General features: G+C 54.1%; 10 protein-coding genes and 3 pseudogenes. 2 read left to right on the forward strand and 11 right to left on the reverse strand.

From position 1 onward, the window contains the following. Positions 1 to 153: 153 nt before the first annotated feature. From ILT44_RS28550 to ILT44_RS28580, 9 genes and pseudogenes are all read right to left on the reverse strand, one after another. Entirely contained in the window at positions 154 to 921 is a 768-nt protein-coding gene (locus ILT44_RS28550) for a polysaccharide deacetylase family protein (protein WP_204242997.1), read from the reverse strand. A 114-nt stretch (positions 922 to 1035) separates the two neighbouring features. After that, positions 1036 to 1776, reverse strand: a complete 741-nt coding sequence (locus tag ILT44_RS28555; RefSeq protein ID WP_204242998.1) for an exopolysaccharide biosynthesis polyprenyl glycosylphosphotransferase — start codon at positions 1774 to 1776, stop codon at positions 1036 to 1038. 320 nt (positions 1777 to 2096) lie between these two features. After that, positions 2097 to 3101 carry a UDP-glucuronic acid decarboxylase family protein gene (locus tag ILT44_RS28560; protein ID WP_204242999.1) on the reverse strand — a complete coding sequence of 335 codons (1005 nt, stop codon included), beginning with the start codon at positions 3099 to 3101 and terminating at the stop codon, positions 2097 to 2099. A 260-nt stretch (positions 3102 to 3361) separates the two neighbouring features. After that, a complete protein-coding gene (tnpC, locus tag ILT44_RS28565) occupies positions 3362 to 4645 on the reverse strand; it encodes an IS66 family transposase (RefSeq protein ID WP_204243000.1) in 1284 nt (427 codons plus the stop codon). Between the two features lie 273 nt (positions 4646 to 4918). Then, positions 4919 to 5080 carry an integrase core domain-containing protein gene (locus ILT44_RS32050; RefSeq protein WP_372441283.1) on the reverse strand — a complete coding sequence of 54 codons (162 nt, stop codon included), beginning with the start codon at positions 5078 to 5080 and terminating at the stop codon, positions 4919 to 4921. Positions 5081 to 5150: 70 nt separating this feature from the next. Continuing rightward, a pseudogene (locus tag ILT44_RS32055) lies at positions 5151 to 5318 on the reverse strand (transposase); the annotation flags it as partial. A 41-nt stretch (positions 5319 to 5359) separates the two neighbouring features. Beyond that, positions 5360 to 5485: a hypothetical protein gene (locus ILT44_RS31590; RefSeq protein ID WP_255549959.1), complete on the reverse strand. Its 126-nt coding sequence runs from the start codon at positions 5483 to 5485 to the stop codon at positions 5360 to 5362. Positions 5486 to 5603: 118 nt separating this feature from the next. Continuing rightward, positions 5604 to 5951 (reverse strand): hypothetical protein, encoded by a 348-nt coding sequence (locus tag ILT44_RS28575; protein ID WP_204243001.1) that lies wholly within the window; start codon positions 5949 to 5951, stop codon positions 5604 to 5606. Next, positions 5952 to 6143 carry a hypothetical protein gene (locus ILT44_RS28580; protein ID WP_204243002.1) on the reverse strand — a complete coding sequence of 64 codons (192 nt, stop codon included), beginning with the start codon at positions 6141 to 6143 and terminating at the stop codon, positions 5952 to 5954. It abuts the gene before it with no gap. Positions 6144 to 6346: 203 nt separating this feature from the next. Between ILT44_RS28580 and ILT44_RS28585 the strand changes: the two are divergent. Beyond that, a pseudogene (locus tag ILT44_RS28585) lies at positions 6347 to 7105 on the forward strand (IS5 family transposase). 35 nt (positions 7106 to 7140) lie between these two features. Here the strand turns inward: ILT44_RS28585 and ILT44_RS28590 are convergent. Both ILT44_RS28590 and ILT44_RS28595 read right to left on the reverse strand, forming a co-directional pair. Beyond that, positions 7141 to 8421 carry a polysaccharide biosynthesis/export family protein gene (locus ILT44_RS28590; protein ID WP_204243003.1) on the reverse strand — a complete coding sequence of 427 codons (1281 nt, stop codon included), beginning with the start codon at positions 8419 to 8421 and terminating at the stop codon, positions 7141 to 7143. Between the two features lie 37 nt (positions 8422 to 8458). Continuing rightward, positions 8459 to 9460 carry a GumC family protein gene (locus ILT44_RS28595; RefSeq protein WP_204243004.1) on the reverse strand — a complete coding sequence of 334 codons (1002 nt, stop codon included), beginning with the start codon at positions 9458 to 9460 and terminating at the stop codon, positions 8459 to 8461. A gap of 610 nt (positions 9461 to 10070) precedes the next feature. On the opposite strand from ILT44_RS28595, the pseudogene ILT44_RS31300 reads away from it, so the two are divergent. Beyond that, positions 10071 to 10759, forward strand: a pseudogene (locus ILT44_RS31300) (IS5 family transposase); the annotation flags it as partial. Between the last annotated feature and the right edge of the window lie 73 nt (positions 10760 to 10832).

Consider the following 10832-nt stretch of genomic DNA (forward strand, 5'->3'; position numbering starts at 1 on the left):
CACCATCACCGCAAAGGATGCCCGAGGCTGGATCAGGCACGCCGGCTATGCCCTACAGTGAGCCCAAAAGCGCTCTAGCATGCGCTAACCAGATCCACGCGAATATATCTAATGTTCAACGGAATCTGTTTTTTCTAATGAAAAAGCTCTTATTTACAGACACAACAATGGAGCCACATCTTTCATCGGCTTAATATCCAAACCTGCAGATTTCGCTCGAATGATCAACTCGTTTAAACCTGCGCTTCGACACCCATGCTCAGATGGTTTATCGGAGACGTCATGAGTGTAGACGATAAGCCACTCCTTTTGAGTTGCTGCACGATCAACCAAATAACCTATATCGTGAAAACACCTTCCCTTCATGGGAAAAGCCGCAATGGACGATCGCGATAAATTGATTGCTGACAACTCGGAAAGATCGGTAAACTTGCCATTCGCCCGCGTGCCAACCCCTCTTGCCAGTTGGAATTGCCGCCGAGTGAATATCTTCGCAAACACAGATGTGTGATTGTAAGGATAGGCAAAACTTCGAATGTTTTCACATCCTAATACATTCTTTAAATATTTTGCATTTTTTAAGATTGAATTTTGGTAACCCTGCGCAGATACTTTTAGTGCGCTTACATGATCAAAGGTGTGACAACCTACCTCGTTCTTGGCAGACCAGACATCCTGCAAGTCTCTTTCATCAAAATACTCAATTCCGTCTGCCCTGGTGTTGCACAAAGATCCACTTACGAAATATGATGCCCGAACACCATGGTCTGAGAGAACAGCACCGCCAATAGACCATGCATTCTTCGGGAAATCATCAAAGCAAATAGTCAGAACGCCTCGTTCCAAACGAACGATCTGCGGCTTCACGGCTATCATGTGAGCAGTACGTTTTCGAAATCTTTCAATCGTTGTGAGATGCATGCCAACACTCCAAAGTGAAACCATAAAGACGATTCGCAGTCTCTAATTGACACCTGCGTTCAGATTAGGATCACCTCGGATCGAAAGAGTACTGCCCCCTCAGCGAACATAGTCCTAATATGCCGTTCGAGAGGCTAAAACCTCGTGAACAGTTCGACACAATATCCAAATATCACCTAGGAGATTTGCTGTCTTTATATACGCCAAGTCATATCCAATACGCTTTTTCATGCATTCAACAGTTGGTGTCTCACCACGAGCTCCATTGACTTGGGCGTAACCGGAAATACCTGGCCTGACGCTATACCGGTCGAGATAGTTAGGGATCAAATCTTTATAATAATGATCAAGGGAGATGGGATGAGGACGTGGTCCGACCAGTGACATCTCACCGCGCAGTACATTCACGAGTTGAGGAAGCTCATCAAGACTGCTCTTTCTGATAAATCGTCCAATCGGCGTGATGCGAGGGTCGTCTTTTGTCGCCTGCTTTGCAGTATCGACCGCTTCCGTGACATACATCGATCTGAACTTGATAATACGAAACTCTTTAAGTCCTGCACCATAGCGAAACTGTGTGAAAAAGATCGGCCCTCGACTGCTCAATTTGATTAATAAGCCGATGATTAGTAGAAGTGGAAAGAGGAGTATAAGCAAAATCGATGAAACTATTATATCAAGCGATCTTTTCGCATGACCGAAGAGATAACGTCTTGGAGTCCTGCTCGATACCAGGGGAATCTGGGCCAGCGAATTATTGAATGGCTGTAGATCACACCATATGTTGTTCCGAAGACGGAGTGTGCCCTGTGCAGGATCTTGTCTGTGTTGGTACAACCGAGATACTTTGTTCATCGTTAGTTTCCTCGGGAGATTCTGGGCTGAAGGTTTTTGCAGGTCTGTACCCCCTCCATATCGAGCATCTTGTCTGATCTAAGTTCCAGACTTGATTGACTTCGCCCCTCGTCTAAACCTATGGAAAGCTTGCTCAAATAGATGAGAATCGATCCCGACGAATGTCTCATCATTGAACACGGACCCGCAGACAACTGGCCGTGTTGATTGATGTGCTCCATTCGCGCTGTTCAGCATTTACGCCAAAGAAGCTGATTTTTGTGGATCAGAGCAATGTTGTTGGCCCGTTGGTTTCGGAGAGCTAAACTGCATTTGTCCCACTAGTTGACATAAGCCAAGACATTGGAACGATACCGTTCAGCGGAGTGTCTAATCTTCGTCTCCTTTAGGAGCGTGTCAAAGTAAGCAATCGTGCGCGTAAGCCCCTCCTCCACATCGACCTTAGGAGTCCAGTCAAGGAGATTCCGTGCATTGCTGATATCCGGCTTACGCTGCTTTGGGTCGTCTTTTGGAAGGGGACAATATACAATCTTGGACTTGGAGCCCGTGAGTTCGACAATCCTTGTCGCGAGATCATAAATTGTAATTTCAGTCGGATTTCCCAAGTTGATAGGTCCGACCATCTCATTCGGCATTGACATCAGTTTGATGAGTCCACTCACGAGATCATCAACATAACAGAAAGAACGGGTCTGCATACCATTGCCAAAGATTGTTATGTCTTGATTCATTAGTGCTTGGACAATGAAGCTAGATACGACCCGTCCATCATTCCAATGGGTTCTCGGCCCATAGGTGTTGAAGATGCGTGCAATCTTCACAGCCAATCCATGCTGCCGGTGATAGTCGGAAAAGAGCGTCTCTGCGCAACGTTTACCTTCGTCGTAACATGCACGTGGGCCAATTGGATTTACACTTCCCCGATAGTGCTCAGGCTGCGGGTGGACATCCGGATCGCCATAGACCTCACTTGTCGAGGCCTGGAGGATTCTACACTTAAGGCGCTTCGACAAACCGAGCATGTTGATAGCACCGAGCACACTCGTTTTCGTAGTTTGGATGGGATCGTGCTGATAATGAATCGGCGATGCCGGGCACGCCATATTGTAGATCTCATCAACCTCTACAAACAGGGGCTGAGTTACGTCATGACGAAGCAACTCGAACCTTCTATTGCTGAATAAATGTTCTACGTTGCTTCGTGTGCCGGTATAAAAATTGTCCAGACATATGACGTGACATCCGAGATCGAGAAGGGTTTCGCAGATATGCGACCCCAGAAATCCAGCTCCGCCCGTGACAAGAACCCGCTTCTCTCTATGCATACTATCCTCGCTCGCTGCATAGGTGAATAACGATAGAATATCGAAAGCTATTCTCGATAATTTCAGTTTGATAAGTATTCAACCTGATAATGATCATTTTATCAATTGCCCATCATTGACCATTTCGGGATGTGCTATGCCTTCGCCAATGCATCCTGCTTACCCCTTCAGAGAGTGACTAAAAACGGCGTCTGAGTGGAATTTCCATAGAGCGGGTTCTAATTAGGTGTAATTACCCACGCCCCATCTCGAACTGACGTTCAGGCGGCCACGGTCTGAAGGATTGTCTTGAACGCATTGGTCTCGGGGCCGAGACGAGCTGTATCGATGACGGTTCGAATGTCCGCTTCGCCCTCGGCAGCCCACATGGCGCGATAGCCATTGGTCACCTTGCGCTGAATGACGGCGGGTCTGAGGGCGCGCTCGCAGGCATTGTTCGTCGCGTCAACCATGCCTGGCCAGTGGGCAAAGGTCAGAAGCTGATCGCGGGCGCGCCGGAACTTGGTCTGCAGGTCGCGGGCCAGAGCGCAGGCTGTCGGCGCGGCCAGGATCGCCTCCAGACTTCGCTCCAGGGCCCGGCGCTTGCGGGCGAGGGTCGAGGCGGCAAGGGTTGCGACCTCCTCCGCCAGGGCAAAGGCCCGGTGCAGCCACAGCTTGAGGCGGGAGGGCAGGACATCCTCGCTTGCCTCATCGGCATAGGCGACGTCGCGGGCGAGATGAGCCAGACAGGTCTGGTGGGCGTCGGCATGGCCCTGTTGCGCGCTGTAGCGGTCGGAACACCAGACCGCGGGCCGGTGCCCGTCCATCATGGTCCGGACCACGATGGCGCCCCGGGTCGCAGAGGCGTGATGGACCACCGCCTCGGCGCAGCGAAACACCCAATGATAGGCATTGGAGCCCTCGATCCGGACGCCGGTCTCGTCGGAGGCAATGACCCGGGCCTGGCGCAACGCCGCGATGGCCTTGTTACGCTCGGCCGCAAAGGCGCCCTGCGCCCGGCGCAGCATGTTCATCAGGCCGCCCTGGCTGACGGTGAGCCCGAACAGATCCGCAAACGCGCTTTGCAGCCGCTCGTAGGACAGAGCCTGGAAGGTCTTGAGATAAGTCGCCATGGCATGGACACGCGGCCCGAAGGGCGTCCCCTTTGCCGCCTCTGGCACAGGGGCGACAACCTGCGTCCCGCAGGACGGACAGCGCACCGCCAGGCGCCGATGACGCTCGATCCACGGCTTGATCGCGGGAAGCTCGATTGTGTCATGTTCGCTGACAGTCCAGGCGGGAAGATCGCTCGCCAGCCTCGTGCGGCAGCATGGGCATTGGTCCGGCTGATGGTCGACGAGGCGATCCACATCCGGGCTCATGGCGCGGCTGTGACCTTCATGCCCCGGCTTGGCGCCACCGGGCTTGGCCTGATCCCGACGCTCCTTGCGATCCGTCGCGGGCGGCTTTGAGGACGTGCGCGAGGTCTTCGACGGCCGCTGCAGCCGCAGCACCAACTCGATCAGCTCTTCCTTGCTCAGACGCTCAAGATCGCTGCGGCCCATCCGGACATGGAATCAGCCAAACCCGCATCGCGCAAGGGCCTGGGTAATTACAATTAGGTGAACTCGTATCTGCAGTTGGTTTGATAGTTTCTGCACTCATCGCGTGAGAACGCATCAACGAGTTCACCGATAGTGCTCCAGAGTGCTTCCTTCGTGCTGACCGCTGCTGAAGCGCTTGTGTTTGGTGGTCCAGGCTCGGCGTTAGCATTTGCCGGCTCCTGACCCCTGCGCCAGCGGCGAAGGGCTTATCCGCAAAGCATATTCCTGCGTCGTTCAGTCTCCAAGCTCGATGTGAGGACGGCTCTCTTTGTAGTTGCTCAGCCAAGCCTCAATAATCCGCTTAGCCTCCGCGATGGTCTCAAACCTTTGCAGGTTCAGGCACTCATCCCGCAAGTTGCCGTTGAACGTTTCATTATGCGCGTTGTCGGGTGCCATGGTGATACGCCTACAGATCGACTATGTGACCGGTGAACTACGCGCCGTTGTTGGCAAACAGGTACTGCGGTTTGAGGCGGGCGTTCTCCTCAACCACCTGCTTGACTTCCCGCATCTGGTCATACTCGAGGCCCGCGTACTGCTTCTTCCAGCGGTAGAACGTCTGCTCCGAAATGCCGACCTGCCGGATCAGGTCGGCCACCGGCAACCCCAGCTCCGCCTGCTTCAGGGCGGTCATGATCTACTCCACCGAGAACCGTTTCTTGCGCATGACAAATCTTAGCGGAAGAAGCGCAAGGCCTGGATGACACAGCGGCTCGAGATGGAGGTGTGGAAATGACGGGCATACAGCCGTCCGAGCGGCGTGACCGCCACGATGCTCGACACCTCGCGTCGCTTGCTCACCCGCTGCAGCAGCAAGGTCAGCCCGCGCCGCGCTCAGGTCATGCCCGGCCGGATCCGGAAGCTGTGGCCGGTCTCGTCCCAGAGAACAAGGGTCCGATGCTCCCGCTGGGCCCTTTTTCTAGGATGGCAAAGCTAGCTGGCAGGCTTGCTTTTCGAGAGCCGCAAGGTAGGCGGCGGGATCGTGCCGAAAGCGGGTGCGCAGGGTTCGTGCGCGGCGGCATCTCTCCAGACGCTGACGCAAGCTCGTCCAGTGCTCCCGGTTCGCGGCGCCCAAATCTCGCGCCGCGGGCGCCTGCATGCGGGTCGCAGTGGTAGCGAGCAGCCGAACCGAGCCGCGCCGAACCGCACCAAGGGCCGCTGTCTTTCGCCCGGTCGCGCGCCGCTCCTGATAGCGCTGAGAGCCGAACAGCTGTTCGAGATCGTTGTTGGTGCGCGGCAGGTCCGGCACTGCATAAGTGTGGAACAATCAAGGTCGATAGCTTCGCGTGACCTTCTGGAAATGATCGAAGGCGCCGGCCAGCGTGCCGGCCTTGGCCCGATGCCGCTGCATCGCGCCTAGCAACCCGTTCACCCGCCGCCGCACCATCACAGCGCTCCCCTCGTGCGGGTTACCAAGCCAATGCGCCACGGCGTGCACAAAACGGTAGGTGTACGCCACGTCCGGCCACAAGGCAGCTTACCGGCCATCCGGCGCCGGCTGCTTGTTCACATCACGCACGCCATGCGCCTGCGACGTCCAATCTGCCGGGCCGAATTTACCCTTGGTTCCCTGATGAAAGTGCCAAAGTAGTGCCAGTGCGCGTTATCTCTTGAACTGACTGGATCGGTTTGCGTTTTGCTCCTCTGCGCTAAGGAGGAGCAATGCTCAGCGACGGACAATGGACTCATCTCAAGCCACCGATTGAAGCGTGCCGACCGAAAGGCAAGAACCCGCCGCAGGACCTGCGGCGCAACCTTTCGGTCATCCTGTGGCGGCATCAGAACCGCGCCAAGTAGCGGGCTATCCCTGGGGAGTTGGGACCTTGGTGGCGGGCGGCCCAAATCTTCATCCGTTAGGCACGCGCTGACGTCTAGGAGCGCTTGCTAACCCTAGTGCAGGAGTGTGGGATCAAGCTCGGCATGGTGTTCCTCGATGGCACGAGCGTGCAAGCGCACAAGGCGGCAGGGCTCGCCGAAAAGGGGCTCTCAAGCTCCACGAGTTGATCGTGAAGCACTTGGCCGCTCTTATGGCGGCTATGGCACTAACGCTTGCGTGATCGCCGACGCCTCTGGCCACGCCATCGAGCTTGGAATCGCCCCTGGGCATGACCATGAACTACCCTATGCCATCCCGCTGCTGGAGCAACTGCCGGGAGTGCCAAAGTGGGTGGTTAGAGATCGCGGCCACACCAGCCATGTCTTTCGTGAGCACATCTGGAGCATCGGTGAAAGCCTCGCTATCCCGCCGCAGCGTTATGAAGCGCCGGTGGCATGCCCCGCGCGGATCTACAACAACCGCATTGTAGTCGAGCGGCACTGGGCCTGATTGATGCAATGGCGAGCCGTTGCTACGCAGTACGAAAAACCGCATCATCACTCATGGGCATCCTCTGCCTCGCCGCTACACTCGATTGGGTTTAGAGATGACAGGCCCTAGGTGCTTCACATAGATAAGTCTAAAACTGGTCTAGGGGGAGGATCACCTCCACCGAATCCCCTGGCATAAGTGGAGTATCTTCAGTAGCCGCTATCTGTTCTCTCTGCTTACCGTCGGTTCTATGAACCACTATCTGCGGCTGAGTCATCTTTGAATCATTCCAAGCGGATTTGAGCGCTCCAACAAGCGTCAGCTTCCCTTTGACAGCTTTCAGCTGAGTTTGAATGCGCCGAATCTTTGCTGCATTGTCCTGTAACTCAGTAAAAATTCGGATACGGCGTTGGTCCTGAAGTTTCTGCATAGATCGAGCAATTTGGTCCTTCTCCAGAGTCGCCCTCGCTGCTTCAACCTCGGTTTGCAGGGCGCGTGTAGCAGATAGCAACATAGCACGTCGCGCGTCTGTAACTCGCTGGATCGATGTTGTACCTTTCTCAAGAAGTGCCTTCGATCGCTCGAAATCTTCTATATCTGCCTTCAGACCTTCTTCTTCTTTCGTCTTCTTCTCATCCAAAGCTGAGCTACGGTTGCCTATCTGCTCTGTTGTTCTCCTTAGGTGAGCGACATCGTTCTGAAAATCGACATCCTGAGCACGAAACTGCTCAGCCATATAACTCCGTTGAGGCCAATCTACGTTATCTGTTTTGTTGTTGATCGCTTTGTCATCTCCTTTCATATTCAGCTCGTTGTAGATCAGTTGCTTACGCTCCTCTTCCTGTTGGAGTTCGTTCATGAGCAGCGCATACTCAGCATTGTAGTTCACAGCCTCTATATAAGGATTGTTACTTCTCAAACGTGCGATATCGTAGCTACCAGCAATCGCAATGGCCTGTCGGACGATCAATCCTGGGCGATAGGGTACCTCGCCTGCCCTTGTTATATCACCGGAAATATAGACTGGACGATATTCTGCTATGCTTACAGAAACATCTTCTTGAGCCACAGGAGTTATGACAGTCCTTCCATCAACTCCTCTCACGCTAATCGCCCTGTTTGCGAACGCAGCTCGCAATTTTTCCAATAGATCACCAATTGATAATCCGGCGGCAGGAACACTTCCAACAACGGGAACCATAACGTTCCCGTCAAGGTCGATTGTAGCCCGCGTCTTTAATTCAGGAACTCCCGCTATCGAGATCTCTACAGCATCACCAGTATTCAAGCGAAATCCCGCCTTGGCGCCCGTTGGAAGCACAGCCAAAATCGTCGAAATTGTCGCGATGCATAAGCTCTGCATATTTATGGTATGCATGCTCGCAAGGTGCGTACGTAGCTTTACGAGTATATATTTCTTCCGGAGCATGCTGTTGCACCCGTCCTCGATGAGGTGAAATGATCGGTTAGTAACCGCCTCGGCTCTCGCGGTATTTTGCAATGCATTCAATGATGAATGCTATCGCAGACCCTAAGGCTAGTCCCAACGCTGCCCCAATCCCAAATACAAGGAATGTTCTCGGTTCACTTCGTTCTAATGGGGGATTTGCACGGGAGAGAACGCGAGCTACAACCGCCGGCGAGCTTTCGCGCTGGGTTATTTCCATGTGCCGCTGCATATATGTTTCGTAGAGATTACGCTTCAGCCGAGCGTAACTCTCGAGATCAACAAGAACTGCACCTGACGCAGCATTCTTGGTTTGAGCCTTGAATTCCTGTACTGCATTTTCAGCAGCAATCGTCTCCGATCTAATGACACTCAATCTGTCTTCAAGCCACTTGTCTGCTGCTTGGATCGTATCGTTCCTCATATCCGCCTGGGTTTGCAAATATGCTTGCGCGACAGCATTGGCTATTAGGGCCGACTTGTGTTTTCCTTTAGAGGAGAATGCAACATCTATAACATAGCTGACGCCGACCCTTTTCACCTCAAGGGACTTCTGCAAGCGCTCAAGGGCGACCTGAGTGCGCTCTTCTGCGTTGAGAGGAGGGCTTGTGCCACTTAGCATAGTCAAGATTGTTTGCTTGATGCCAGGTTTGGAGGGAACGAACTCCTCATCCTGGTCCAAATGCAGATCATTGACGACAGCCTGTGCAATGCGTTCAGCCTTCAATATTACGATCTGGCTTTCGACGGTTGCAGTATCGACAGGCCCCTCGCCCCTCCCTTCCGGTTGACCGATGTTGCCTTTGTCCGGGTCGAGGATCATTTGCGCCGTCGCTGTATAACGTACGGGCGCTATTAGGATATACGCAGATGAGAGCGCTAGTGCGACCAAGAACGATCCCACGATGATCCATTTGTTTCTAAAAAGAAATTCAATTATGTTGAGTATGTCATTTCCTGCTCCTTGCTCAGGCACATACTCCGGCACGTACGAGTTAACTGGACCTAATCTGTCAAGCATGTGACTTCCGAAATAATGAGCCAAAATGCTGGTGTGGACTGTTTGCACCTTGACCAAATCGGACTTACCAGTCCCGCACGGCATAAGGATATGTGTACAGGTCGCTGCAAATCCCGCACCTGCGCAAAGGAATTACCTACCTATTGAGGTAGCCGTCTGTCCACAGCGACTTAGCCCTATTCAAGACCAATAATACCTTCATTTTCATTGAATGCTATAAACGTTGTAGCGAACTCACCTATGATTCGTCCTAGTTACCAAGTCCTGTTAGGCGTGAAGTCATAGCACTTGCGGGCGATTCTGGTCGTTCTGTCTGAGGAACCATGCAGACGGGTACGCGATGCATAATGCTCCCGTTGAATTAGGTTAATTGTCGAGCGGCACAGTCCTTCATCCCCTGATCCCACGTGTGTGTTTGGACAGGTCTCCCTTTTGCGTACGTCCCGTGCTGACGGGCGCGGTTAATTGTGCCATCGCTGAGCGCATACTCGAAATCAGGATCACCAAAGAGGAACTGTAAAAGACACATGAGAATCCCGGCCTGCGCTCAACGGCGAAAACGCCGGAACGCGCGGTTCCAGGAATCGAACGCCTCGCGCAGGATGGCTGAGCCGCTCTTTTGGGCATCCTCTTTGTCCTGCACTCGGGTATCCCGTGGAAGATGCTGCCTTCTGAGATCGGTTGCTCAGGCATGACATGCTGGCGGTTGCGCGACTAGCTGGCGGCCAGTATGTGGACACGTCTGTATCGCGCCCTCCTGGAGCGCAAGGCGGATGCCGACAAACACGATTTGAGCCGGGCTTCGCTCGACTCCTCTGCCATTGCGGCCAGAAAGGGGCACCCCGACCGGTCCGAACCCCAACGGATCGCGGAAACCCTGGGACGAAGCGCCATGTTATGGTCGACCGGGCGGGCACACCGCTTGGCCTAAGCCTGAGGGGAGCCAATCGGCATGACAGCCTCATGCTGGCCGTCACCCATGATGCGGTTCCGCCAGTGCGCCGTGGACGCGGCCGCTCGAGATGTCGGCTGGAGAACTGCTCACCGACAAGGCTTACGGCCATCGCCGCTGCCGGAGCGAATGCCTCCAACGCTCATCACGCACTGGATCTCCCACCGCGGCGTTGATTGCAACGAGCGCTCGGGCAGTATCATTGAGTGGTGGAGCGCACACTGGCATGGCTCAACCGCTTCCACCGACTCACTATTCGCTATGAACGACGTGAGGACATCCAACTGGCCTTCATCACACTCGGATGCGCTCTCGTCTGCTTCAACCAGTGCAAGCGGTTTTGTTAGAGCGCTTTTGGGCTCACTGTAGGGCATAGCCGGCGTGCCTGATCCAGCCTCGGGCATCCTTTGCGGTGATGGT

It is taken from the genome of Microvirga arvi (genome assembly GCF_016892765.1).
Classification (GTDB): Bacteria; Pseudomonadota; Alphaproteobacteria; order Rhizobiales; family Beijerinckiaceae; genus Microvirga; species Microvirga arvi.